Below are 24,243 nucleotides of genomic sequence, written 5' to 3'. Positions count from 1 at the left end.
TGTCAGGGGCGCCGGTCGGGCGGGAGTCGGGTGATGGGGGATCAGTACACGTCCCGGGCGTAGCGGCCCTGGGCCGCCAGGTCGTCCAGCCACTGCCGGGCGCCTTCCTCGCTCAGGCCGCCCTGGTCGCGGGCGATGTCCAGCAGGGCGGCGTGCACGTCGCGGGCCATGTGGTCCGCGTCCCCGCAGACGTAGACGTGGGCGCCGGCCTGGATCCAGTCGTAGACGTCGGCGCCGCGCTCCAGCAGCCGGTGCTGCACGTAGACTTTCTCGGCCTGGTCGCGGGAAAAAGCCAGGTCGATGCGGTCGAGCTGGCCGTCCTTCAGGGCCTGCTGCCATTCGGTCTGGTACAGGAAGTCGCTGGTGAAATGCGGGTTGCCGAAGAACAGCCAGTTGCGGCCGGCGGCGTCCGCGTCGGAACGAGCCTGGACGAAGGCGCGGAAGGGCGCCACGCCGGTGCCGGCGCCGATCATGATGATGTCGCGGGCCGGGTCCTCGGGCAGGCGAAAGCGCGTGTTTTCCTCGATGAAGATCGGCACCGTGTCGCCTTCGGCGCGTTCGGCCAGGAAGTGCGAGGCCACGCCCCAGCGGGATTCGGCTTCGTGTTCGAAGGCGACGTGCGCCAGGGTCAGGTGGACCTCGTCTTCGGCCACCGAGGCGCAGGAGGCGATGGAATACAGGCGCGGGGTCAGGGGGCGCAGGGCGGCCACCAGGTCCTGCGCGTTCCAGCGCACCGGCCAGGCCCGCAGCGCGTCGATCAGCTGGCGCCGCGCCATGTAGGCCGAGAGCGCCTCGCGGGATTCGGGCTGCAGCAGGGCCTTCAAGTCGTCCTGGCCGGCGCGCTCCGCCAGCGCCGTCAGGAAGGGGCGGGTCAGCACGGTCAGTTCGCGGTAGCGGCCCAGCCATTCGCCCAGCGGCCGGCGGGCGCCCTGGTGTTCGACGGAGTCGGCCGCATTCAGGCCCGTGGCTTCCAGCACGCGGGCGACCAGGGTGTCGTCCTGCACCGGCCACACGCCCAGGGCGTCGCCCGGTTCGTAGTTCAGCCTGCTGCCTTCCAGGGACAGTTCCAGGTGGCGGATGTCCTTGTCGCTGTCGCGTCCGGTGATGGGCTGGTTCAGCAGCACTTCGGCCTGGAAGGGATGATCGCGCGTGAATTTCTCGGCCTGCGGGCGCAGCGGCGTGACGGTGGCCTGGGCGGCGGCCGGCGCGGCGGCTTTCAGCGCCTGTCCCGCCTGTTCCAGGGCGCGGGCCTGCCAGGGGCCGGCGACGGTCTCGATGTCCAGATCGGCGGCGCCGGCATCCTGCAGGCGCTGGGCGCCCAGTTCGGCCAGCCGGGCGTCGATCTTCTGCGAGATGCCGCAGAACGAAGGGTAGCTGGAATCGCCCAGCCCCAGGACGGCGTATTTCAGCCTGGGCAGCTTGGGCGCCCGCTTGCCCAGCAGGAACTCGACCCAGGCGATGGAGTCGTCCGGCGCGTCGCCGTCGCCCTGCGTGCTCATGACGACGTAGAGCAGCTGCTCGTCCTTCAGTTCCTTGGTCTTGTACTGGTCGGCCCGCACCAGGCGCGCGTTCAGGCCCTGGGCCTGGACCTGCTCGTGCAACTGGGTGGCCAGGCGCCTGGCGTTGCCGGTCTGGCTGCCGTACAGGATGGTCAGGCGCTGGGCCGCATCCGCGGCGGGCGCGGCGGCGACCGTCAGCGGCGGCGCGGCTTCGCGCGCCGGCTGGCGGGCCTGGGCGACCCCGGCGAAATAGCCGGACAGCCAGTGCAGGCTGTTGGATTCGAGCGTGTCCGCCAGTTCGGCGATCAGGGAATGATGGGCGTCGGGCAGATAGTTCGGCGCGAGCATGGCGTGGCCTTGTCGGAACGAAAGAAGGGTCCATTCTGGGACGCTTCCTTCATGCCGTGAACGATCAGATGCTTATGTTTTTATGCGGATATAAGCAAATGCCGTGGCGATGCCGCCGCAGCCGCCGGGATGCGGCCGGGGGGACCGCCCGCTCGTCCGTGCCGGTGCGCGCTTGCCGTCCGAAGATCAGTCTTCCCAGTGCGCCCAGCCTTCCTGCAGCCATTCGTCCAGCATGGACAGCGCGTCCGGGGGCAGGTTGCGCAGCTCGTCCGCCGACAGGCTGCGCTGGTCGGCCAGGGCTTCCAGCGCCGGCGCGGCCGCCAGTTCGGCGACCTCGCCGTTGATGAAGAGCTGCGCGCCGCAGTACATCAGGCGGGTGCAGCGATCCAGCGCCAGCCTGCCTTGCGCCGGCACCCCGGCCGACAGGGACGTCGGTTCGTCGGGGGGATCGAACAGGGCGCTGTCGGGCAGGTTCGTCAGCCATTGGCCCAGGAAGCGGGCGGCCACGGCTTCGTCCAGGCGGATGCGCCGCAGGGTGTCCAGGGTGGATCGGACCAGCTGGTCGGGCAGGGCGGCCGGATGCCGGGTGGCGGGGGTGTCCGCGTCGGTGTACAGGGCGGACAGGTCCGGGCCCTGCAGGAGGGGATGCCCGTACAGCCCCGGATCGCCCAGGTGCTGCGCCGACAGCTGGTCGGCGGCCGATTCCAGCAGGCCGCGCGCCAGGGTGGCCTGGCTGGGCACGCGAAAGCCGATGGACAGCGTCATGCAGTCGTTGCCGATGGCCACGCCGTCGTGGCAGACGTGCGGCGGCAGGTACAGCATGTCGCCGGGTTCCAGGATGTCGTCGGCGTCCGGCTGGAAATCCGCCAGGATCTTCAGCGGCAGGCCGGGTGTCAGGCTGCGGTCGGCTTGGCAGCTGGTGCGCCAGCGCCGCCGGCCCTGGCCCTGCAGCAGGAACACGTCGTAGCTGTCGAAGTGCGGCCCCACGCCGCCGCCGTCGGTGGCGATGCTGATCATCAGGTCGTCCAGCCGGGCGTCGGAGATGAATCGGAACTGCCGCATCAGCGCCGCGGATTCGTCGTCGTGCAGGTCCACGCTTTGCACCAGCAGCGTCCATTTGGGCTGGGATGCCGTGGGAAAGCGGCGGAACGGGCCGTGCTTCAGGGACCAGCCCTTTTCGCCCTGCGTGATCAGGCGGGATTCGACTTCTTCCCGGCGGGCGAGGGTCTGCACGTCGCGGATCGTCACGGGCGGCTTGAAATCCGGAATGGCCTGGCGGATCAGCAGCGGCTTTTTCTGCCAGTAGTCGCGCATGAATTCGCGCGGCGTCAGGCCCCCCAGCAGGGGCGTGGGCTGATCGATGTCGGGGGTGGCGTAGGCGCGAGACATGGCGGGGTGTCCTGGCTAGACCCGTGGCGGCGCCGGGACGCCGTCGCGGGGTGATCGGGTGGAATCAGTGTAGGGGGTAACCGCTGGAAATCAAAGAAAATCGCGGCGCAGCTGGTAGATCAGTTGCAGCGCCTCGCGAGGGCTGAGCGTGTCAGGATCCAGGGCCTGCAGGGCCGTCTTCAGGGGGGCGTCCGCGTCGCGTTCCTCTTCCTCGGCCTGCTGGATGAAGAGCGAGAGCTGGGAGTCGGCGCGGTTGCGGGCTTCCAGTTCGGCCAGTTCCTTGCGGGCATGGCGGATCACCACGGGCGGGATGCCGGCGCGCTGCGCCACATGCAGCCCGTAGCTCTGGCTGGCGGGGCCAGGGCGCACTTCGTGCAGGAAGACCACCCCGTCGGGGGCGTCCGCCGCCGCCAGGTGCACGTTGGCGACCCCGTGCGTCTTTTCCGGCAGGCGGGTGATCTCGAAGTAGTGCGTGGCGAACAGTGTCAGCGCCCGGTTGTGCGTCAGCAGCCGGTGGGCGATGGCCCAGGCCAGCGCCAGCCCGTCGTAGGTGGACGTCCCCCGGCCGATCTCGTCCATCAGGACCAGGCTGTGCGGGGTCGCGGCCGCCAGGATGACGCCGGCCTCCATCATTTCCATCATGAAGGTCGAACGCCCGCCCGCCAGGTCGTCGGCCGCCCCGATCCGCGTGAAAATGCGGTCGATCGGCCCGATGCGAGCATGGCTGGCCGGGACGTAGCTGCCCATGCGGGCCAGCAGCGCGATCAGCGCCACCTGGCGCATGTAGGTGGACTTGCCGCCCATGTTCGGGCCGGTGATCAGCAGCATGCGGCGTTCTTCGTGCATGACGCAGTCGTTGGGCGTGAAGGTCTCGATGCTGTGTTCCACCACCGGGTGGCGGCCCGCCTGGATGTCCAGGCAGTTGTCGTCGCACAGTTCGGGGGCGACCCAGGCATGGCGGCGGGCATGGTGCGCCAGCGCCGCCAGCGCGTCGATGCGGGCCAGGGCCGCGGCGCTGGCCGCCAGGGCCGCCGCGTGCCCGGCCGCCTGTGCCAGCATCTGGTCGAACAGCAGCTTTTCGCGCGCCAGGCCGCGTTCGCGGGCCGACAGGACCTTGTCTTCCCAGGATTTCAGTTCGGGCGTGATGTAGCGCTCGACGTTCTTCAGCGTCTGGCGGCGGCGGTAGTCGTCCGGGACCTTGTCGGCCTGGCCGCGCGTGACCTCGATGAAGAAGCCGTGCACCCGGTTGTATTCCACCCGCAGATTGGCGATGCCCGTGCGTTCGCGTTCGCGGGTTTCCATCTCCATCAGGAAGGCGCCGTTGTCGCCCGCCAACTGGCGCAGGGTGTCGAGTTCCTCGTCATAGCCTTCGGCGATCACCCCGCCGTCGCGGATCATCAGCGCGGGCTCGGGCGCGATGGCGCGGGTCAGCAGCGCGGCCAGCGCCGCATCCACCGGGATCGCCCGCAGGCTGTCGGCCAGCAGGCCGGTCGCCTGGAAATCCGCCTGCGCCGCGGCGGACAAGGGTTCCAGCGCCCCCAGGGCGTCGCGCAGGCTGGCCAGTTCGCGCGGGCGGATCGTGCCCAGGGCCAGCCGGGTGGCCATGCGTTCCAGGTCGGGCAGGGCCCGCAGGCCGTCGCGCAGCGTCAGCAGCGCCTGGTCCGCATCGGCGGCCCCCAGCAGCTGCGTGATGGCGTCCTGCCGGGCCTGCGCCTGCGGATTGTCGCGCAGCGGCGCCTGCAGCCAGCGGCGCAGCTGGCGGCTACCCATCGGCGTGCGGGCGTGGTCCAGCGTGCTGAACAGCGTCGGCCCCTCGCCCCCGTTCAGCGTGTCGGTGAGTTCCAGATTGCGCCGCGTCGCCGGGTCCAGCACGACGTAGTCGCCGCCCGCGTCCACCGCCAGGCTGTGGACGTGGCTGAGCGTCTGCGCCTGAGTGGCGCCCACATAGCGCAGCAGGGCGCCCGCCGCGCACATCGCCAGCGGCAGGTGATCCAGGCCGAAAGCCCCTACGTCCGCCACCCCGAAGTGCCGCAGCAGCGTGTCGCGCGCGCCGTCGGCTTCGAAATGCCAGTCCGGCACCCGGCTGATCGCCGATTCCAGTCCGGACGCTTCCAGCGCCTGCACGTCCGCCTGCTCCGCGCAGACCAGCTCGGCCGGGGAGATGCGCCCCAGTTCCGTGTCCAGCAGTTCCGGCGTGCATTCGCATGCCTTGAATTCCCCATTGGCCAGGTTCATCCAGGCCAGCCCCGCGCCATCCTTGTGGCGATTGCGGCCCGTCACCCAGGCCGCGATCACGCGGTCTTCCCGCGCCGGCAGCAGGGCCTCGTCGGTCAGCGTGCCGGGCGTCACCACCCGCACGATCTTGCGCTCGACCGGCCCCTTGCTGGCCGCCGGATCGCCCACCTGCTCGCAGATCGCGATCGATTCGCCCAGCGCCACCAGCCGCGCCAGGTAGCCTTCCATGGCGTGATGCGGCACCCCCGCCATCGGGATCGGCGCTCCGTTGGATGTCCCCCGCTTGGTCAGCGTCAGATTCAGCAGCCGCGCCCCACGTTCCGCATCGTCGTAGAACATCTCGTAGAAGTCCCCCATGCGATAGAACAGCAGGTGAGAGCCCGCCTGGGCTTTCAGCTGCAGATATTGCTGCATCATCGGGGTGTGGTTGGAGAGGTCGGGGGTGGTCATGCGGGGGAATCGGTCTGCTTGGGGGGGAGGGGTAGGGGGTATTATCGTTCAATGTTGGGGGGAGGGGCTGTGTGGAACTAGCGGAAGTTATTGCTCAGTTGTAACGCTCTTGCGCGGATCAAGTCTCGGACTCTGATTTTCCGTTCGGCTACTCCAAGAAGAGCTGCACCAGCTTGGAGAGTCCTGCAGAGAAAAATGAACTCCATACCACCAGCATTATCAGTAGGATAGCTATTTCTCCTCCTATATCATTTTTTCTGCCTGATGATTGTTCGGTTTCAGAGTGAGGGCGCTCTGAATGTCCCTGAATGATTATGCTCTCGGCGGTGGATCGACCATTTATCGCTAGAAATACAAACAGCGTAGCCCAAAAAACAACGTCTTTCGCTGTTTTAAAAGTTTGTTCTGTTATGGGTCGAGGAGGAGCCAATTGCAGTACAACTAAAGAGAGAAACGCTGATAGTACCGCCGTCGGGACAGAAAGAATCATGGCGTGAAACGGATATGATTGGTCAAGGGAGTGTATAAGAGATGCAAGTGCTGTGGAACTCGCGATGAAAAATGACGTTACTAAAAGGAAATTGGTTAGTTGAAAGCTTGAGGTTGTCGGTCCGGCAATTGATGTTGCGATCATTGGAGGGCCCGCATACTGAAGTAAAGCAACAAGCAAGCTGATGGCAGCAACTAGTACGCCAATGACAGTTGCTGTAACTGTGATCGGCCCTCTCTTAAATTCTTCGATAATTTTTTCTTTCAGGGGCATTGGTGATATTAACTCTAAAATGGATTTAGAGGTGATGCTTGGTAGAAATATATTTCTGTGTTATTGAATTGAAGATGTCATGATGTAAATATTGCCTTGATTGCTAAATTGAGTTAGCGACTTTCAGAGCTGGTGATGGAAACTACAGCGACGGGTTATTTAGATACGTCTTGCGGCTAGACTTGGCGAAGCGTAGTCGCCTGCATTGGTTTTCCGTGATAGCTATTTGGAAAACGAATCATTATCTCTTTGAGGAGTTTTAGGGTGTGGCTGCGAAGGGTAAAATCCAAGTCGGCCAACGCCAGGGATGCCAGAAAATTCGATCGGATGCAGCAGTTCAGATGTTTGAGTTGAAATGCGCTCATTTTCCAAAATGATAACTTGGCCAATGCCAGCGAATTCCGACAGCCACCGATAGAACTGATCGGTTACTGTTCCGACGGGGATGTCCCTCTGCTCATTGGACTCGGGGTCTGCATAGGCTTTTAATGGCGAGTCCACGACAACAATGCCGAGGTGCGGATGATTATGGGCAAGTGCGTGTTCCATCAGGGCGATGATCAATGCAGTCAGGTAGATCGCTCGCCGACCCGCACCATAGCTAAGACGGGGCCTGTCGTTGATGACCAAATCGCACTGCTCGCTGTCGAGCGCGATGCTTTTGATGTCTTGGAATCCCCAAGCTTCCAAAAGAGCCTTAGCAGCATTTGCCACAGATCTTCCAAAGGTGCCGCCGTCTCGTACCACTTGAACCCTGGGGCGCAACTTCGACTTCTTAAGCCGCTCAATCTCTGCTTTTAGTCGCTCTACCTCGTCAAAGGTCGCCAGTTGTGCTGCGAGTTCGCTGCGTCGTATAGCAAGTTCCTTTGGATTTGCGGAGAACTCGATTCGAGTCCCTAGCATTACAGCCTCTTCGCGTCCCTGGAGCTCCGATAGTCGATCCATATGCTTGTCGACCTCAGCACCCCACGTGGCGAAGCGGCGACGTTCGTTCTCGAGAGCTGCCAAGAGACCAATTCGCAGGCCACGAATCTTTTCCGCTTCCGCATTGATCGCTGCCCGGTACCGCCGAGGTGCATCCGACCGAAGGTCGTTCGGGGCGGGCTGGACGTTTGTAGGTGTTCCACATAACGGGCATGGTAATGTAGGTAATTCTTCAAAGAAGGCGATGCCTTCGCCCGCAGCGCCGAGCCTTTCCATGTCGTTGGAGTATTTCTGCTCAAGCAGATGGAAGCGCGCGATCATGGCCCTGGCATGGTTGCGTAAACTGGTGGCTCTTGAAAGCATGTCGGATGTGTCTCCGATCTCACGCCGCAAACCCCGGAGCGTGGCAGCGCGTTCTTCATACTGAGCCGTGATTGCGCTCAAGGTTGCATCGACACGCTTGAGCGCGTCTGCGACATCCTCTCGTGTGGAATTGGACGGCAACCCGACCTGCACACGCTTTAGCGCGTCTTCTGCAGAGGTCAGTTGCCCCTTGATACGCTCCACTTCAGAGGATTTCTTGCGGAGCTGTACTGCGGCATCGTCGGTGCCTGTGAGGAAGAGATTAAACGACGATATCCGCTTCGTTGCACCGAAGCCAGGTCCGCTGGTGGGCTCATCGCTCAAGATGGTTGTTTGCGACCACAGAGACCAATGACGAACATCGTCACCGGTGACCGGACCGCGTTCGCTCAATGAGCGGATTATCTGATGATCCTTCGCATTGCTCAGTTCAACAAGCAGTTCACCGATGTCTTGGTCATGAGCCTCAAAATCTTGATCTCTACCCAATGGACGCTTACAGACTGCCGCAGCTCCCCCGTTAAGGGCTCGGCGGACCTCATACTCCATCCCCTCACTTGTAAATCGAAGCAGCAGCTCCTGGTAGCCCTCTGCCAGGGGAAAGGTTTTGGGAACCTTGTCGCCTCCAAGTAGGTACCAGAGACAATCGCGTATGTATGACTTCCCAGTATCGCTAGGTCCGCGTATTAGTGAACGTTTGTCGTGAAACTCAATAGCTGCGTCAAGGCGGTCGGGGCCGATGGATTGGAGGCGAGTCAAAACAATTGCCATGAACTCCCCCCACTACTTGCAACGTTCTCCAACTCTGCCCCCCAAAGATGCCCGCCATCAGCGAACTGTGCCATCAAATCTATAGAACTTGTTTGCCCAAAAAATTCGGCCACCCACTGGCAACGTTCTTCCAACTTTCTCATGTAAGCCGAGGCCAGTGCAGTGGTCATGAGGCGTGCCACCTCGCCCGCGTGGTAGGTGATTCCGTTGGAGTCCCAGGAGGCAGTCACCAGCCCGCGTGTACTCATCAAGTAGAGGCCTTGTTCAATCAACTCCCTACGGCTAAGAAGCTCAGCACCTCTAAAGGGTACCGGTGTATGCAGGCTACTGGGACCATTGAGGTCTGCTGAATAAACCACAGCGTAATCTAGGAGTACAAGCTTCTGAAGATCTGCACCTGAAGGGTTGAGTGCTTGCAGAAGATAGACCATTCGTAGTCCGAGCTCGAACGGCGAGTTGAAGATCAGCAGTTTTTTTCGGTGAGAATTCCTTACTTGACCCATTTTAGCCTTCCTCTATTTGCGAGGTGGTGACATGTTCCCGGCAGATCACCCGGTCGGAGTCTTGGCGCAAGTACGCTATCGCTGACCTTCAGCGATGTGGCACCGCTGAGGCTGGCATCCAGCCGTTCGACTCCTGTAGAGTGCTGCAGGCTGTTTGCGATCGGGCGAATTCCAATAAGCACCATCTCCATCAACGCTGTAAATTCTTCTTCGCCGTAGAGGTCGCGACTAAAAATCTTCAGGCCCTCGGCGCAGTAGAAAAGCGCGCGCTGATCTTGAAAATGTTCACCATACTTGGGCACTTGCATGATTTCGTCCAAGGTCAACGGCTGTCCAGAGTGCTCTGAATAGACTTTGATGAGTTCTTCCACATAACCTAACTCTTGACCGCTCGGCATAAGTGGTGCGTTTGGATCGTCACCTCGTTCCGGTTCGATTCCGAATAGATGGAAGTGAGCTTTTCTATCTAAGGAGTGCCATGCCAGAAGGTCGCGGATCTGGCATTCAAGGATAGTTGAGAAGTCATAATCTTCAACCAGTTGACGCACCTTTGGTGTCAGCTCGATAGCACGAGCCTTGAGTCCGGTTTTCTCAGCGGTCCAATCTGCGAGAAAGCGGCGCTTGAATTCTGCTTGCTTGCTGAGAAGATTATGCAGATCGTTGCCGACGCCCATAGGCGCGCAGATGAAATAGAAGCGGGGCGTTGGATACGTCCCGGCGGCAAGATGCAGGAAGAATTTTGCTAATTCTGGGAAGAATTCTGAGGGCTTGAGTCCTGCACCGTAATGCTTGGCTTGGTAAAGATCCCATTTGCGTGGCAGAAGATCCGTTACGAGTCGGGCTTCGACATCTCGTCCGCCGTCGCCTGCGCCGCCGAGTTGCTTCACAAAGACGTATCCTGCACCGCCCTCTAGAGGACGCAGGCGGCATGCAGCCTCAATGAACTTCTCCCACTGGTCGGGAGAAAAATGCATGACGAGTGCCGAGGGCGGAATCAACCCTCTCCGAACCTCGAATTTATTTCTCCGTGGCTTGCGCGATGTCTTTGTTTTGGTCGCCATACGTCAGGGGCATTGCGCGTATTAGCGCTATTGCTCTGCCTCCTCCTTTCAGGATCGCCGAGCCTCTCCGCTTAGTATGAAACAAAGTGTACCAGATCTTGGTGGATACTCCGTACTGAGTAGGTGATTTCGATCTCCGACCGTTTGCCTTAATCTTCAGCTTAGTGCGATTAAGTCGAGTAACTGACCTTAGAGTAGCAGCGATAGGTTGGCGTCGTATTCGTCGAGAAGTTCGCAATCACAACGGCGTACGGCGCCGACTGACAGGTGCGAATGGCTGAGGTTTGTCTGGTGGTGGGCAGCTAGGACAATTCTTGGTTGTCTGCCGCCGGCCGAGAGCAGTCGGCTGTAGTGATCGACCAGACGTTGATCTCCATGAAGAGATTCGTTTAGGCCTATGGGGGCTTACCTGCATAGGTCGGCGCCTGTGCGTTCATACGGAAAGGTGCCGGGTTTCTCTGCGGATTTCTCCCCCGATCATCCCCCACCCCATCCCCCCAACCCCTTGACCCACAAACAAAATCCCCAAAATCCCGCCCCCTTATCCCTAACCTTGTCCACAATTTCCGTGGACAAGTTCGACACACCGGGCATTTTTTGTGCAGTGCATCCAAGTCTTTGATCAGACAGAAGATTCAGGGATAACCCGCAGCTTGTCCATGGGCTTGTCCACAAGCGGCGTGGATAAATCGTTCACGTCCGAAAGCAAGCATTTCCGCGGGTCGCCGCCATGCGGCCGGCGGCTGCCACCCTGCCGACAAGGCCCCGTAAAGCGCGCCAGTAGGCCCAAGAGTGCCATTTCTTCCCCTCAATCATGGTTATTACCGTGGTGTAAGCTGGGTGTCATCCGATGCCGGGAGCATCGCCCGGCCGACAATACGCGATAAAAATCAAAGGGGTTCCATGGCGCATCGTGACGATGAAGCCTTCGTCTTCATGGATGAACCGGACGGGCCGGCGGAACGCCCGCAGGCCCGGGGCTGGCAGGTGCTGCTGGTCGATGACGAGCCGGACGTCCATGCGGCCACGCGCCTGGCGCTGAAAGGCATGGAAATCGAGGGCAGGACGATCGAATTCAGCCATGCCTATTCCGCGGCGCAGGCGATGGAACTGCTGTCGCGGCGCGACGACTTTGCCGTGGCGCTGATCGATGTCGTCATGGGCGGCCACGACGAAGGGCTGCAGCTGGTGCGCCGCATTCGTGAAGAGCTGGGCAGGCAGGCCATCCGCATCATCCTGCGCACCGGGCAGCCGGGCTATGCGCCCGAGATCGATACGATCCGGCAGTACGACCTGAACGATTACAAGACCAAGTCCGAATTGACCCAGGTACGCCTGTTCACCAGCCTGACCATGGCGATCCGTTCCTATGCGCAGATCCGGCGGCTGGAATCGGGGCGGCGGGGGCTGGAGCAGATCCTGTCCGCCACGCTCGAACTGGGCAAGCCGATGGGCATGCCGGCATTCGTCGGCGGCATCATGGCGCAGCTGCGCGCCCTGTTGAACGTCGGTGCGGAACGCCCGGTGTGCGCCGCCATCCGGGAACTCGATTCGCCGCGCTGCATCCTGGCGCAAGCCAGCCACGAGGATTCCTGGGCGGGCATGCCGCTGCGCGACGTGCCCGACGAGCGCGTCAGGATCCGTCTGCAGCAGACGCTGGACGAGCGCCGGCATTGCTTCGAGGACGGCGTGGGCCTGTTCTTTTCCGGCCGGGGCCAGCAGGATCTGGCGGTTTTCGTCGACACGCCCGGCCCTTTGTCGGACCTGGAGCAGCGCCTGCTGGCGATCTTCTGCGGCAATATCGCCATCGCCTTCGAAAACCTGCGGCTGTATCTGGACATCAATGACCTGGCCTATCAGGATGTCCTGGTGCGCCTGCCCAATCGCAATGCCATGGTGGCCGCCATCGATGCGCAGGCCTCGGGGATGGACGTCGTGGCCCTGGTGGATCTGGACAATTTCTCCGAGATCAACAGCATCCTGGACGACAGCTATGGCGATGCCGTGCTGCTGGCGGTCGCCCGGAAATTGCGGCAGGCTTTTCCCGCGGAGACCCTGGTGGCCCGGCTGGGCGGGGATCTCTTCGGCCTGTATGGGCCGGGCGCCCAGGTGACGTCGCAGCATATCGCACAGGTTTTTGCCGAACCTCTGGAAATGGCGGGCGGCGAACCTCTGCGCCTGTCGGCCACCGCGGGCCTGATCCGCCTGAAGGGCAACGGGCTGCCGGGGGTGGCGGTCCTGAAGAACGCCGGGGCCGCGCTGAAGCAGGCCAAGCGCTTCCAGCGGGGCAAGTCCATGATGTTCGAGACCGCCCAGGCGGATGCGGCGCGGGACCGGATCCAGATGCTGAACCGCTTGCGGGCCTCTTTTTCGGCGGAGCATCTGTTTTTGAACTATCAGCCCTTCGTGCATCTGGGAGACGGCCGGGTGATGGGGGCGGAATGCCTGTTGCGCTGGAAGACTCCCGAAGGGCTGTTCATTCCGCCCGACCGCTTCATTCCACTGGCCGAGCAATCCGGCCTGATGATCCCGATCGGCGAATGGGTGTTTCGCACGGCCCTGAACTGGCGCAAGTCGCTGGCCGGCCTGGTGGATGACGATTTCCGGGTGGCGGTGAACGTCTCCCACGTCCAGTTCGCGGAACCCGATTTCGTCCACAGGCTGCTGGGCATCCTGGATGAAATCGGGATTCCGGGCAAACAGGTGGAAATCGAGCTGACGGAATCGGTGGCCATCGGCAACATCGACGTGCTGGCCCGGCGCCTGGATGAATTGCGCGCGCGGGGCGTCAAGGTGGCCATGGATGATTTCGGCACCGGCTATTCCTCGCTCAGCGTGATCCAGCGCCTGAACCTGGACCGGCTGAAGATCGATCGCAGTTTCGTCAGCGGCCCCCAGGGCGGGGACGATCATTTCGGCATCGCACGGACGGTCATCGCGCTGGCCCGGCATCTGCAGGTGGCCACCATTGCCGAAGGCATCGAAACCAGCGCGCAGCGCCTGGCGCTGCAGGCCTCGGGCTGCGAGGAAGGCCAGGGATACCTGTTTTCGCGGCCGCTGGATGAAGCCGCCTTCCGGCAGTGGCTGCTGGACCGGCGGGCCGCCGGGGGCTGAATGGCCGGCCCGCATCGCCGCGATCACTTCAACGGGACGGAGTCATGAAAGCGACAGATATCACTGCCGTCGGCCCGCACGGCGATTCCGGCCGGGAAAGCGAACGATTGGCCGCAGCCCTGGCGCGGGTGTCCAATACCGGCGTCTGGGAATGGGACGCGGATCGGCGGCACCTGTGGTGCAGCCCGGAATACTTCAGCATGCTGGGGCTGGATCCGGCGGCGTTCGCCGACCAGGCTCAGGAAAACCTGGAGGCCGCCTGGATCGCTTTCCTGCATCCGGACGATCGGGAACGGGCCCGCCGCGGCTTCGCGGATTACCTGGCCTCGGATACGGCCGAGATGTACGAAGGAGAGTTCCGCATGGCCCATGCCGACGGCGGCTGGGTCTGGGTCTGGTCGCGCGGCAGCACCCTGAGGGACGACCAGGGAAGGCGGACCAGCCGCACCGTGGGCACGCACATCGACGTGACGTCGCTGCGGCAGACCCAGGAACGCCTGCGCGAGAGCCAGGAACGGCTGGCCGCGATCAGCAACAATCTGCCCGACAGCATGGTGTACCAGGTGGATTGCGGCCCCACGGGCGATACGCGGAAGTTCACCTATCTCAGCGAAGGGGTCTGGCACCTGCACGGGGTGTCCGTGGCGGATGCTTTGCGGTCGCCGGAACTGATCTACGGGCAGATTTCCCTGGACACCAAGGAACGCCTGCTGGCGCGGCAGCGCCAATGCCTCGCGGACATGGCCGATTTCAGATTCGAGATCTGCTCGACGCTGCCCGATGGCAGCCAGCGCTGGTTTCTGATCGCCTCGTCGCCCCGGCGCCTGGACAACGGCCATCTGGTGTTCGACGGCATCGAACTGGACATCACCGAGCGCAAGCTGCGGGAACAGGAAATCCGGGATCTCAACACCAGCCTGGAGCGCCGCGTGCGGGAACGCACCGTAGAGCTGCAATCGACGCTGGACCGGCTGCGCCACACCCAGGACGAGCTGCTGCAGAACGAAAAGCTGGCGTCGCTGGGGGCCCTGGTCGCGGGCGTGGCGCACGAACTCAACACTCCGATCGGCAACGCCGTCACGGTGGCCTCGACCCTGGCCCAGGCGCACCGCCGGTTCAGGGCGCAGACCGAATCCGGCCTGACCCGCAGCGCCCTGGCCAGCTACCTGGACGACGTCGAAGAAGGCAGCCAGATCATCGAACGCAACCTGGCCCGCGCGGCCGAGCTCATCGGCGGCTTCAAGCAGCTGTCCGCCGACCAGGCCAGCTATCAGCGCCGTCCGTTCGATCTGAGGGTGCTGGTCCAGGAAGTCGTCATGACCATGCGCCCGGCGGTTCGCAAGACGAATATCCGGCTGCTGGATGACGTGCCCCCGGGCCTGGCGCTCGACAGCTTTCCCGGGCCGCTGGGGCAGGTGCTGATGAACCTGATCAACAACGCCCTGATCCATGCTTTCGACGGGCGCGAGACCGGCCTGATCCGCCTGTCCGCCGCCCTGCCGGAGGGATCGGACGCCGTGCGCCTGACCGTTGCCGACGACGGCTGCGGCATTCCGCCGGGCGACCGCAAGCGGATCTTCGATCCCTTCTTTTCCACCCGCCTGGGGCAGGGCGGATCGGGCCTGGGACTGCACATCACCCACACGCTGGTGACGGGGCTGCTCGGCGGGCGGATCGAAGTCGACAGCGAGCCGGGGCAGGGCAGCCGCTTCGTCCTGCACGTGCCGCTGCGGGCCCCCCGGGATGAGGGCGCCGATCGGCCGGCACGGTAGAATCACGCCGTATCCCTCAATAGAACAGTGGTCTTCTCCATGGAACAATTCCAAACCTTCTGGGCGTCCATGCCAGATCTTCAGGATGCCGCCGTGCATCTGCTCGTCACGCTGCTCATTCTGGTGATCGGCTGGATGGTCTCCAACGGGCTGGGGCGGCTGGTGCGCCGCCTGGCGGATCATTCCCCGCGCATCGACCCCACCATCATCCCCATCCTGCGCAGCGTGACCGTCTGGTCCGTGCGCACGGTCGTGCTGCTGGCCGTGCTGGCCCGCCTGGGCGTGCAGACGGCCAGCCTGGTGGCGATGCTGGGCGCTTCCGCCCTGGCCATCGGCCTGGCCTTGCAGGGCACTTTGCAGAATTTCGCCGCCGGCATCATGCTGCTGTTGCTGCGCCCCGTGCGGGCGGGCGAGTTCGTCTCGGTGGAAGGCAAGGGCATGGGCACGGTGGATGAAATCGGCCTGTTCATGACGCGGCTGGTGCAGATCGACGGCATCCACCTGCTGCTGCCCAACTCCCTGGTCTGGGGCAACCCCATCGTCAATTACAGCCGCAACCCGACCCGGCGCCTGGACATGATGGTGGGGGTGCGCCATGACGACGACCTGGAAGCCGCGCTGGCCGTCTTGCGGGACCTGGTGGACCGGCACGCCGACGTGCTGAAGGATCCCGCGCCCGAGGTCATGGTGATGGAATACCGCGAGAGCACCATCATGCTGAACATCCGGTTGTGGACGCTGTCGGACAAGTACTGGGACGTCCGCTTCGACCTGCAGCGCCAGGCGCCGCAGGCGCTGCGCGATGCCGGGCTGCGCAGTCCGATTCCCCTGCGCGAGGTCCGGACCATCGACCAGGCGGCGCCCGCGCCTCGCGCGGCCGCCAACGGCGACTGACGGTCGCCGGAAACAGCACGCGAAAAAACCCGCCCGCGCGGTCCATCCCCCCGAACCCGGAGGAGGCGGACCGCGCAGGCGGGTTTTTTCAATCCACCATCCGGTTCAGGCGCTCCGCGTCCAGCGGGCGCTGGCCGTTTTCGATGCGCTGGCCCAGGTCTTCCATGGCCTGGCACAGGCGGTGGATGCGCTGGTCCTGCTGCGCCGTGTGGTTGATCAGTTCGTGCAGCACCTTCACCAGAGGGTCGTCGTCCGAGCGGCCCACGCCGTAGGGCGCGAAATCCTCCGGCCGCTCGGCGGCCTGGCCGTCTTCGCTCTGGCGGCCTCGCTGCAGCAGGTCCTGCAGGGGCTTGGCGGCCCATTCCGACTGGCAGGGCAGATCCCGCCCGGCCGGTGCGTCTGACGCCGGTGCGGCGCCGCCTTGCGTCGGCGCGGCGTCCGGCGTCGGCGCGCCATTGCCCGTGGCGTCCGCAGGGGCCGGTTCGTCCCCGGCGTGGTCCTGCGGCAGGATGATGCGGGCCGGGTTGCCCACCGCCGTCGCGCCCGCCGGCACCGGCTTGATCACCACGGCATTGGAGCCGATGCGGGCATGGGCGCCCACGGTGAATCCGCCCAGGATCTGGGCGCCCGCGCCGACCACCACGCCTTCTTCCAGAGTGGGGTGGCGCTTTTCGCCTTTATACAGGCGGGTGCCGCCCAGGGTGACGCCCTGGTAGATCGTGCAGTCGTCGCCGATTTCGGCCGTTTCGCCGATCACCACGCCGAAGCCGTGGTCGATGAAGACGCGCCGTCCGATGATGGCGCCCGGGTGGATCTCGATGCCGGTCAGCAGCCGGCCCAGGTGCGAGACGAAGCGCCCCGCCCAGTACCAGCCGCGCCGCCACAGGCCGTGGGCCATGCGGTGGATCAGGATGGCGTGCAGGCCGGGATAGCAGGTCAGGATCTCGATGCGGCTGCGGGCGGCCGGGTCGCGCTCGTGGATGCAGGCGATTTCTTCGCGTAGCTGTTCAAACATGGTGGCTCAGACGGTGTCCTGGGGGTGGGCGAGTCGGGCGGTGCGGATCATGGCGGTGCACAGGCCGCGCATCATGTCCACTTCATCGGCGCTCAGGCGGTTGCGCGTCCACATCTGGCGCATCCGCGGCACCAGTTTCTTGGGGTGCCGGGGGTCCAGGAATTCGACGGCGACCAGGGCCTGTTCGAAATGGTCCAGCATGGCCTGGACGCGGTCGCTGCTGGCCGGATCCGTGCCGGGGTCGTGGCGGCCGTGGGTGTCGGGCAGGCGGGCTTCGTGCGTCAGGGGCAGCAGGGCGTAGCGCATTTCCCAGGCGGCCAGCTGCAGCGCCTGGGACACGTTCAGGGAACTGTATTCCGGATTGGCCGGGATGTGGCAGATCTGCTGGCACAGCAGGATGTCGTCGTTGGACAGGCCGGATCGTTCCGTGCCCAGCACGATGGCGATCCGGGATTCGGGGCGGGCCAGCGCGGCGGCCGATTGCGCGGCGGCCTCGCGGATGTCGCAGGGCGGCGCGCCCAGGGCGCGGGCGCGCGCCGTCAGGGCGAAGGCCAGGGTCGTGGGGCCCAGGGCGTCGGCCAGGCTGGCGTGCAGGACGGCCCGTTCCAGGATGTCGGTCGCACCGCTGGCCAGCGCATGGGCGTCGGGGTGGCGCAGCACGTCGGGGTCGCCCGGCGCGACCAGATGCAGGTCGTGGAACCCCATGGTCTTGATCGCGCGCGCGGCCGAGCCCACGTTGCCGGGATGGCTGGGACTGACCATGACGAAGCGCACCCGGGCGAAGGGATCGGGCCCGTCGGCGGGCAAATCGGAGGAAACTGGCAGAGTCATTTAAAATAGGAAGCTTGTTACCCGTGATCTTTGGAAACCTATGCATCCGATGCTTAACACCGCCATCAAGGCGGCGCGCCGCGCAGGCGCCATCATCAACCGCGCCAGTCTGGACCTTGAACGCCTGAACGTGGCGCGCAAAGGCCCCAAGGACTACGTGACCGAGGTCGATCGGGCTGCCGAGGAATCCATTATCGACATTTTACGCACAGCCTATCCCGAACACGGTTTCCTGGGCGAAGAATCCGGCGCGCATGCGGGATCGGGCGGCGCCGAGCCCGAATTCCAGTGGATCATCGATCCGCTGGACGGCACCACGAACTTCATCCATGGTTTCCAGCACTACGCCGTGTCGATCGCCCTGATGCAGCGCGGACAGGCCGCGCATGCCGTGATCTACGATCCCTCGCGCAATGAAATGTTCACCGCCAGCCGGGGCAGCGGCGCCTTCCTGAACGATCGCCGGGTGCGGGTGTCGTCGTGCACGCGTTATCACGACGCCCTGCTGGCCTCGCACATTCCGCAGTCCACGGCGCTGCCGGCGCATTCGCCCTTCGTGCCGCTGCTGGCCGATTGCGCCGCCGCCCGGCGCACGGGCTCGACCGTGCTGGACCTGGCCTGGGTGGCCAGCGGCCGGCTGGACGGCTTCTGCGGCGTGGGCCTGAAGCCCTGGGACATGGCGGCCGGCAGCCTGCTGGTGCTGGAAGCCGGCGGCCTGGTGGCCGATTTCCAGGGCGAACAGGGCTGGCTGGCGTCGGGCAACGTGCTGGCCGCCGCCCCCAAAATCTTCGCCCAGATGGTGGCGCATCTGCAGGCCTGATAAGGAAACATGATGGAATGGTTGCTGGATCCGGCAGCCTGGGTGGGCTTGTTCACCCTGATCGTCCTGGAAATCGTCCTGGGGATCGACAATCTGGTCTTCATCGCCATCCTGGTCGACAAGCTTCCCCCCAAGGAACGCGACCGCGCGCGGGTGCTGGGCCTGAGCCTGGCCCTGATCATGCGGCTGCTGCTGCTGACCCTGATGTCCCATCTGGTCAAGCTGACCGCCCCGCTGTTCCACGTGGGGTCCATGGGGTTCTCGGGGCGCGACCTGATCCTGATCGTGGGCGGGTTCTTCCTGCTGTTCAAGGGCACCTTCGAACTGCATGACCGCATAGAAGGCCGCACCCAGCATGCGACGGGCTCGCGCATCCATGCGGGGTTCGCGGTCATCGTCACCCAGATCGTGATTCTGGACGCGGTTTTTTCCATCGATTCCGTCATCACCGCGGTGGGCATGGTGGATCACCTGGCGATCATGATGGCGGCCGTGATCATCGCCATGGCCATCATGCTGGTGGCGTCCAAGCCGCTGACCGCCTTCGTCAACGCGCACCAGACCGTCGTCATCCTGTGCCTGGGGTTCCTGCTGACCATCGGCTTCTCGCTGGTGGCCGACGGCTTCAAGTTCGCCGTGCCCAAGGGCTACCTGTACGCGGCCATCATCTTCTCGGTGCTGATCGAGGCCTTGAACCAATGGGCCAAGCGCAATGTGCGCCGGGCGGAAATGCGCCGGCCGCTGCGCGAGCGCACGGCCGAAACCGTGCTGCTGATGCTGGGGCGCAAGCCCCTGGCCGGTCCGGAACCGGAATCCGACGCGGAACACGCCCAGCCGGTGCAGGCCTTCGGCGACGAGGAACGCAATATGGTCAGCGGCGTGCTCACGCTCAGCGACCGCAACGTGCACTCGGTCATGACGCCGCGCACGGACGTGTCGTGGATCAATCTGGAATCTCCGGTGGAGGAACTGCGCGAGCAGCTGATCCGGGAACCGCACAGCTTCTTCCCGGTCTGCCGGGGCACCCTGGACGAGGTCGTGGGCGTGGGGCGGGCCAAGGAACTGCTGCTCGATCTGCTGGAACACGGCGGCATCCGCGAGACCCGCCTGCGCGAACCCATCATCGTCCATGAGAGCATCCAGATCCTGTCGCTGATGGAAACGCTCAAGCGCTCGCACGGCCTGCTGGTGCTGGTGGCCGACGAGTTCGGCTCCATCGTGGGGGTGGTCACGCCGATCGACATCTTCGAGGCCATCGCCGGCGAATTTCCGGACGAGGACGAGGCCCCGGACATCATCGACCAGGGGGGCGGCCGCTGGCGCGTCGACGGCGCGGCCGACCTGCATCACCTGGAACAGATCCTGCACACCGACGGGCTGGTGGACGACGACGAGGAATATTCCACGATCGCCGGCTATCTGCTGAGCCGCTTCGGGCGCCTGCCCGAAGTGGGCGACCAGTGCGAACTGGTGCACGACTACGATGCCTTCCGCTTCACGGTCGCCGCCTTGCAGGGCCGCCGCATCGCCGCCGTGCAGATCGAACGCCTGGCTCCGCTGGACGCCGATCCGGACGTGGAGATGCTGGGATGAGTCCGGACACAGGGCCGTCCCTGCGGACGGCGCTGTGCCTGACGAATCCGAGTGGCCTGCAGGCCGCGAGGTGGGGCAGCCTGGATGCCAAATTCAAGTACGAGTATTGGCCGAGCAGTACACGCTAGTTCCCGGCAGCTGCGGCCGGCCACGGGTGCAGCTGCACGCCCTGCGCCGCTGAAATCGAGATCCAGCCGCCCCGGGGCTCTCCCGCGTGGTCGAATTCCCAGTCGGGCAGCACGTATCGCCGCGCGGGGCGGCCGTCCAGGTTCAGCTCGTGCACCGCGGGCCGGTGGGTGTGGCCATGGATCATCACGTCGCAGCCCGAGGACCGCAGCGCCTGCAGAATCGCATCGGCGTTCACATCCATGATCCGCATGGATTTTCCATGCCGCGCCTGGCGGCTGCGGTTGCGCGCCCAGTTCGCGATGGCGCGGCGCGAGACCAGGGGCAGGGCCAGGAAGACGGACTGTATCCAGGGCGTGTGCACCACGCGCCGGAAGCGCTGGTAGGCCGCGTCGTCGGTGCAGTATTCGTCGCCGTGGGCCAGCAGGATGGGGCCGGCGTCGGTGTCCAGCCGCACGGGGGCCTCGATCAGGCGGGCGCCCAGCGCCCGGGCCAGGGTTTCGCCCATCAGGAAATCCCGATTGCCGCGGATCAGCCAGAGCGGGATGGCCTGCGCGGTGCGGCGCAGTTCGTCCAGGGCGGCGTTCAGCCAGGCGGGCGGCTCGCTCAGCGCGTGATCGTCGCCGATCCAGGCGTCGAAGATGTCGCCGCACAGGATCAGGGCCTGCGCCCGGGCGCGGGCCAGCGCCAGAAAATCGTAGAAGGCGCGCGACGTCCGGGGGACGGCCGCGCCCAGGTGGATGTCCGAGGCGATCCACAGATCGCCCGGCAGCGCGGCCTTATTCAACCAGCGTGGCGCTTTCGATGATCACGTCCTCGACGGGGACGTCTTGGTGGAAGCCCTTGTTGCCGGTCTTGACCTTCTTGATTTCGTCGACGACTTCGGTGCCTTCGACGACGCGGCCGAAGACGGCGTAGCCCCAGCCATTGGACGTGGGCGCCGTGAAGTTCAGGAAGTCGTTGTCCGCCACGTTGATGAAGAACTGCGCGGTGGCCGAGTGCGGGTCGGCCGTGCGGGCCATGGCCAGCGTGTAGCGGTCGTTCTTCAGGCCGTTATTGGCTTCGTTCTCGATCGGCGCGTGCGTCTGTTTCTGCTTCATGCCGGGTTCGAAGCCGCCGCCCTGGATCATGAAGTTGTTGATCACGCGGTGAAAGACCGTGCCGTTGTAGAAGCCTTCCTGGACGTAGGAGAGAAAGTTCTCGACCGTCTTGGGTGCTTTGTCAGCATCCAGCTCGATCAGCATGTCGCCCTTGTTGGTGTGCAGTTTGACGTGCGGGTGTGTGCTCATGGATTTGCCTTGGGTGGATTGAAGGGGGCTGGTTTGAGCGCCGGCCAGGCCGGGGGCCAGGACCAGGGCGCAGCCCAGGCTGAGTGCGCGCATCCCGGTCAGGATGCGCAGGAATGAAAAGGGATGGGACATGACAGGATACGCGGAAATGAAGGAATCAGTGGGCGTCCGGAGCCTGCGAGGCGTCCGTGGCCGGGGATGCGGGGGATGCGTCGTCGCTGGCCGGAGCCGGGGCCGGCGGCGCGGCGGAAGGCCGGGCGGCGGCCGGGCGGCCTTGCGCGCTGCGCGCCTTGGCGAAGGATTCCTGGGCCAGCGCCATCTGCACGTGCCCCAGGTTTTCCAGGGCGGGCGCGAAGGCGGGGTCGGAGGTCAGGGCCATGTTCAGGGCGTCGCGGGCCATCAGCAGCTTGCCCTGGCTGGCGTATTCGACGGCCAGCGCATTCCAGGGTTCCGGCAGTTCCGGGTAGTTCTCGGTCATGGACTGCCACAGGGCCACGGCCTGGTCGTGCCGGCCCAGGGCGGCCAGGGCGCGGGCCTTCTGGTATTCCAGCTGGACGTCCGTGCCGACCGGGTCGGTCTTGGCGCGGGCGGCTTCCTGCTTCTGGATCATGTCCATGGCGTCCTGGGCGCGCCCGTCGCTGATCAGCGCGGCGATGTGATCCGTGACCTGGGACGGCGTCAGGGGAATTCCCGTATTGACTGAAGGCGTGATTTTTCCCAGCAGGTCGGCAAAGGCCTGCCAGCCGCCGTCGGGCTTTTCTTCCTGCGTGAATTGGCCGGTGGCCGGGTCGAACGTCAGGCCTTGGATCGTCGTCGTGGACGCGTTAGTATCATGGGATGCCGCCTGCGCGGGCCCCGCGATCAGGCCGACGCAGGCAGTCAGGATAGTCAGAAAAACACGGGTCACGACACGTAGCGCCTAATGAGGGGTTTCAAAGATGGGGCCGGGGGACGGTATACTTGGCAGTTCATTTTACATCCCATCACGCCGCCGGCAGGTCTGGCGCGTGGGGGATGCTTGACCTTATCCATCCGACATGCTGCACATTTATAACACCCTTTCGCGCCAGAAAACCCCGTTGCGGACAGCGGAATCCGGGGTGGTGCGGATGTACGTCTGCGGCATGACGGTCTACGATTTCTGCCACCTGGGCCATGCCCGCATGCTGGTCAGTTTCGACGTGGTGCAGCGCTGGCTGCGGGCCTCGGGCTATCGGGTGCGCTACGTGCGCAACATCACCGACATCGACGACAAGATCATCCGCCGCGCCGTGGAACGCGGGGTGCCGATCCGCACCCTGACCGAATTCTTCATCGCCGCCATGCGGGCCGACGAGCGCGCCCTGGGCGTGCAGGCGCCCGACGACGAACCCCGCGCCACCGAACACGTGGCCGGCATGCTGGACATCATCGGTGTGCTGCAGTCCAAAGGCCTGGCCTACCAGGGCGCCGACGGAGACGTCAATTTTTCCGTGCGCAAATTCCCCGGCTACGGCAAGCTGTCGGGCAAATCGCTGGACGATCTGCGGGCGGGCGAACGCGTGGCCGTGTCCGCCGGCAAGCAGGATCCGCTGGACTTCGTGCTGTGGAAATCGGCCAAGCCCGAGGAACCCGCCGACACCCGCTGGGATTCGCCCTACGGGCCGGGGCGCCCGGGCTGGCACATCGAATGCTCCGCCATGAGCCGCAGCCTGCTGGGCATGCCCCTGGACATCCACGGCGGCGGGCCGGACCTGAAATTCCCCCACCACGAAAATGAGATCGCCCAGAGCGAAGGCGCCTTCGGCGGCACGCTGGCCACCACCTGGATGCATTGCGGCCCGATGATGGTGGATGCCGAAAAGATGTCCAAGTCCCTGGGCAATTTCCGCCGCATCCGCGATACGGTGTCCGATGCGGCGGCCGATGACGCCGCCGACTACGCGGCCAATCCGCGCGAATCCGAAATGCTGCGCTTCTTCCTGATCCGCAGCCACTATCGCAGCGTGCAGAACTACACGCCCGACAATCTGCAGGACGCCCAGCATGCGCTGGACCGGCTGTACCAGGCGCTGAACAACGTGCCGCCCGCCGCAGCGCAGATCGATTGGGAATCGCCCCAGGCCCGGGCTTTCCGGGACGCCATGGACGACGATTTCAATACGGCGGGCGCGGTGGCCGTGCTGTTCGACCTGGCCAACCAGGCCAATCGCGATACCGACGCCCAGGCCAGCGGCCTGCTGCGGGCGCTGGGCGGCGTGCTGGGCCTGCTGCAGACCGATCCGCAGGTCTATCTGCAGTCTCCGACCCGATTCCTGTCCGGGGGCGCCGGCGCGGCGTCGCTGTCGGCGCAGGCCATCGACGGCCTGATCGCCGAACGCGCGGCCGCCAAGGCCGCCCGCGATTTCGCGCGGGCCGACCGGATCCGCGCCGAATTGCGCGACCAGGGCGTGGAGCTGGCCGACGTGGCCGGCGGCGCCACGCAATGGCGGCGGGTGTAGACA

At 64.6% G+C, this 24,243-nt stretch carries 18 protein-coding genes; 6 read left to right on the top strand and 12 right to left on the bottom strand.

Annotated elements, in window-relative coordinates:
* Nucleotides 1-41: 41 nt before the first annotated feature.
* From Q0263_RS16160 to Q0263_RS16130, 7 genes are all read right to left on the bottom strand, one after another.
* Nucleotides 42-1,847, bottom strand: coding sequence for an assimilatory sulfite reductase (NADPH) flavoprotein subunit (locus Q0263_RS16160; RefSeq protein ID WP_298018433.1), 1,806 nt, complete (start codon nucleotides 1,845-1,847; stop codon nucleotides 42-44).
* Between the two features lie 186 nt (nucleotides 1,848-2,033).
* A complete protein-coding gene (locus Q0263_RS16155; RefSeq protein ID WP_298018430.1) occupies nucleotides 2,034-3,236 on the bottom strand; it encodes a cupin domain-containing protein in 1,203 nt (400 codons plus the stop codon).
* A 90-nt stretch (nucleotides 3,237-3,326) separates the two neighbouring features.
* Nucleotides 3,327-5,921: a DNA mismatch repair protein MutS gene (gene mutS / locus Q0263_RS16150; protein WP_298018427.1), complete on the bottom strand. Its 2,595-nt coding sequence runs from the start codon at nucleotides 5,919-5,921 to the stop codon at nucleotides 3,327-3,329.
* Between the two features lie 148 nt (nucleotides 5,922-6,069).
* The gene (locus Q0263_RS16145; protein ID WP_298018424.1) at nucleotides 6,070-6,684 is read right to left on the bottom strand and encodes a hypothetical protein; all 615 of its coding nucleotides are present in this window, start codon (nucleotides 6,682-6,684) and stop codon (nucleotides 6,070-6,072) included.
* A gap of 222 nt (nucleotides 6,685-6,906) precedes the next feature.
* On the bottom strand, nucleotides 6,907-8,742 hold the full coding sequence (locus Q0263_RS16140; protein WP_298018421.1) for a hypothetical protein: 1,836 nt from the start codon (nucleotides 8,740-8,742) through the stop codon (nucleotides 6,907-6,909).
* The gene (locus Q0263_RS16135) at nucleotides 8,727-9,245 is read right to left on the bottom strand and encodes an ABC-three component system middle component 2 (protein ID WP_298018418.1); all 519 of its coding nucleotides are present in this window, start codon (nucleotides 9,243-9,245) and stop codon (nucleotides 8,727-8,729) included. Before Q0263_RS16135 ends, Q0263_RS16140 begins: the two co-directional genes overlap by 16 nt.
* Nucleotides 9,233-10,219 (bottom strand): ABC-three component system protein, encoded by a 987-nt coding sequence (locus Q0263_RS16130; RefSeq protein ID WP_298018415.1) that lies wholly within the window; start codon nucleotides 10,217-10,219, stop codon nucleotides 9,233-9,235. Before Q0263_RS16130 ends, Q0263_RS16135 begins: the two co-directional genes overlap by 13 nt.
* 990 nt (nucleotides 10,220-11,209) lie before the next feature.
* On the opposite strand from Q0263_RS16130, the gene Q0263_RS16125 reads away from it, so the two are divergent.
* From Q0263_RS16125 to Q0263_RS16115, 3 genes are read left to right on the top strand one after another with little or no spacing between them, the layout of a single operon-like run.
* Nucleotides 11,210-13,420 carry an EAL domain-containing protein gene (locus tag Q0263_RS16125; RefSeq protein WP_298018412.1) on the top strand — a complete coding sequence of 737 codons (2,211 nt, stop codon included), beginning with the start codon at nucleotides 11,210-11,212 and terminating at the stop codon, nucleotides 13,418-13,420.
* Nucleotides 13,421-13,464: 44 nt separating this feature from the next.
* Nucleotides 13,465-15,192 carry an ATP-binding protein gene (locus tag Q0263_RS16120; RefSeq protein ID WP_298018409.1) on the top strand — a complete coding sequence of 576 codons (1,728 nt, stop codon included), beginning with the start codon at nucleotides 13,465-13,467 and terminating at the stop codon, nucleotides 15,190-15,192.
* Nucleotides 15,193-15,231: 39 nt separating this feature from the next.
* The gene (locus Q0263_RS16115; RefSeq protein ID WP_298018407.1) at nucleotides 15,232-16,086 is read left to right on the top strand and encodes a mechanosensitive ion channel family protein; all 855 of its coding nucleotides are present in this window, start codon (nucleotides 15,232-15,234) and stop codon (nucleotides 16,084-16,086) included.
* Between the two features lie 88 nt (nucleotides 16,087-16,174).
* Here the strand turns inward: Q0263_RS16115 and cysE are convergent, their stop codons facing one another.
* Nucleotides 16,175-17,101 carry a serine O-acetyltransferase gene (gene cysE, locus Q0263_RS16110; RefSeq protein ID WP_298018403.1) on the bottom strand — a complete coding sequence of 309 codons (927 nt, stop codon included), beginning with the start codon at nucleotides 17,099-17,101 and terminating at the stop codon, nucleotides 16,175-16,177.
* Between the two features lie 6 nt (nucleotides 17,102-17,107).
* Nucleotides 17,108-17,932 (bottom strand): RNA methyltransferase, encoded by an 825-nt coding sequence (locus Q0263_RS16105; protein ID WP_298018400.1) that lies wholly within the window; start codon nucleotides 17,930-17,932, stop codon nucleotides 17,108-17,110.
* A 40-nt stretch (nucleotides 17,933-17,972) separates the two neighbouring features.
* Here Q0263_RS16105 and Q0263_RS16100 point away from each other — a divergent pair, with 40 nt between their 5' ends.
* Both Q0263_RS16100 and Q0263_RS16095 read left to right on the top strand, forming a co-directional pair.
* On the top strand, nucleotides 17,973-18,752 hold the full coding sequence (locus Q0263_RS16100; protein ID WP_298018398.1) for an inositol monophosphatase family protein: 780 nt from the start codon (nucleotides 17,973-17,975) through the stop codon (nucleotides 18,750-18,752).
* Between the two features lie 12 nt (nucleotides 18,753-18,764).
* The gene (locus Q0263_RS16095) at nucleotides 18,765-20,345 is read left to right on the top strand and encodes a TerC family protein (RefSeq protein ID WP_298019186.1); all 1,581 of its coding nucleotides are present in this window, start codon (nucleotides 18,765-18,767) and stop codon (nucleotides 20,343-20,345) included.
* A 124-nt stretch (nucleotides 20,346-20,469) separates the two neighbouring features.
* Here Q0263_RS16095 and Q0263_RS16090 read toward each other — a convergent pair whose 3' ends face one another.
* From Q0263_RS16090 to Q0263_RS16080, 3 genes are all read right to left on the bottom strand, one after another.
* Complete coding sequence (locus tag Q0263_RS16090) at nucleotides 20,470-21,258, bottom strand: UDP-2,3-diacylglucosamine diphosphatase (RefSeq protein ID WP_298018395.1); 789 nt, start codon at nucleotides 21,256-21,258, stop codon at nucleotides 20,470-20,472.
* Nucleotides 21,251-21,760, bottom strand: coding sequence for a peptidylprolyl isomerase (locus tag Q0263_RS16085; RefSeq protein ID WP_366140725.1), 510 nt, complete (start codon nucleotides 21,758-21,760; stop codon nucleotides 21,251-21,253). Before Q0263_RS16085 ends, Q0263_RS16090 begins: the two co-directional genes overlap by 8 nt.
* A 157-nt stretch (nucleotides 21,761-21,917) precedes the next feature.
* A complete protein-coding gene (locus tag Q0263_RS16080; RefSeq protein WP_298018383.1) occupies nucleotides 21,918-22,667 on the bottom strand; it encodes a tetratricopeptide repeat protein in 750 nt (249 codons plus the stop codon).
* 130 nt (nucleotides 22,668-22,797) lie between these two features.
* Between Q0263_RS16080 and cysS the strand changes: the two genes are divergently transcribed.
* Nucleotides 22,798-24,240, top strand: coding sequence for a cysteine--tRNA ligase (gene cysS, locus Q0263_RS16075; RefSeq protein WP_298018379.1), 1,443 nt, complete (start codon nucleotides 22,798-22,800; stop codon nucleotides 24,238-24,240).
* The last annotated feature ends 3 nt before the right edge of the window (nucleotides 24,241-24,243 follow it).

Origin of the sequence: uncultured Castellaniella sp. (assembly GCF_937988725.1) — a bacterium.
Taxonomy (GTDB): domain Bacteria; phylum Pseudomonadota; class Gammaproteobacteria; order Burkholderiales; family Burkholderiaceae_B; genus Castellaniella.
Note: the sequence above shows the minus strand (reverse complement) of the source record. Positions and strands in the feature narration are given on the sequence as shown.

What these genes read in the sequence shown, in the direction of transcription:
- Q0263_RS16160 (WP_298018433.1), bottom strand. Translation starts at nt 1,847, where the DNA reads ATGCTCGCGCCGAACTATCTGCCCGACGCCCATCATTCCCTGATCGCC.
- Q0263_RS16155 (WP_298018430.1), bottom strand. Translation starts at nt 3,236, where the DNA reads ATGTCTCGCGCCTACGCCACCCCCGACATCGATCAGCCCACGCCCCTG.
- mutS (WP_298018427.1), bottom strand. Translation starts at nt 5,921, where the DNA reads ATGACCACCCCCGACCTCTCCAACCACACCCCGATGATGCAGCAATAT.
- Q0263_RS16145 (WP_298018424.1), bottom strand. Translation starts at nt 6,684, where the DNA reads ATGCCCCTGAAAGAAAAAATTATCGAAGAATTTAAGAGAGGGCCGATC.
- Q0263_RS16140 (WP_298018421.1), bottom strand. Translation starts at nt 8,742, where the DNA reads ATGGCAATTGTTTTGACTCGCCTCCAATCCATCGGCCCCGACCGCCTT.
- Q0263_RS16135 (WP_298018418.1), bottom strand. Translation starts at nt 9,245, where the DNA reads ATGGGTCAAGTAAGGAATTCTCACCGAAAAAAACTGCTGATCTTCAAC.
- Q0263_RS16130 (WP_298018415.1), bottom strand. Translation starts at nt 10,219, where the DNA reads ATGCATTTTTCTCCCGACCAGTGGGAGAAGTTCATTGAGGCTGCATGC.
- Q0263_RS16125 (WP_298018412.1), top strand. Translation starts at nt 11,210, where the DNA reads ATGGCGCATCGTGACGATGAAGCCTTCGTCTTCATGGATGAACCGGAC.
- Q0263_RS16120 (WP_298018409.1), top strand. Translation starts at nt 13,465, where the DNA reads ATGAAAGCGACAGATATCACTGCCGTCGGCCCGCACGGCGATTCCGGC.
- Q0263_RS16115 (WP_298018407.1), top strand. Translation starts at nt 15,232, where the DNA reads ATGGAACAATTCCAAACCTTCTGGGCGTCCATGCCAGATCTTCAGGAT.
- cysE (WP_298018403.1), bottom strand. Translation starts at nt 17,101, where the DNA reads ATGTTTGAACAGCTACGCGAAGAAATCGCCTGCATCCACGAGCGCGAC.
- Q0263_RS16105 (WP_298018400.1), bottom strand. Translation starts at nt 17,932, where the DNA reads ATGACTCTGCCAGTTTCCTCCGATTTGCCCGCCGACGGGCCCGATCCC.
- Q0263_RS16100 (WP_298018398.1), top strand. Translation starts at nt 17,973, where the DNA reads ATGCATCCGATGCTTAACACCGCCATCAAGGCGGCGCGCCGCGCAGGC.
- Q0263_RS16095 (WP_298019186.1), top strand. Translation starts at nt 18,765, where the DNA reads ATGGAATGGTTGCTGGATCCGGCAGCCTGGGTGGGCTTGTTCACCCTG.
- Q0263_RS16085 (WP_366140725.1), bottom strand. Translation starts at nt 21,760, where the DNA reads ATGAGCACACACCCGCACGTCAAACTGCACACCAACAAGGGCGACATG.
- cysS (WP_298018379.1), top strand. Translation starts at nt 22,798, where the DNA reads ATGCTGCACATTTATAACACCCTTTCGCGCCAGAAAACCCCGTTGCGG.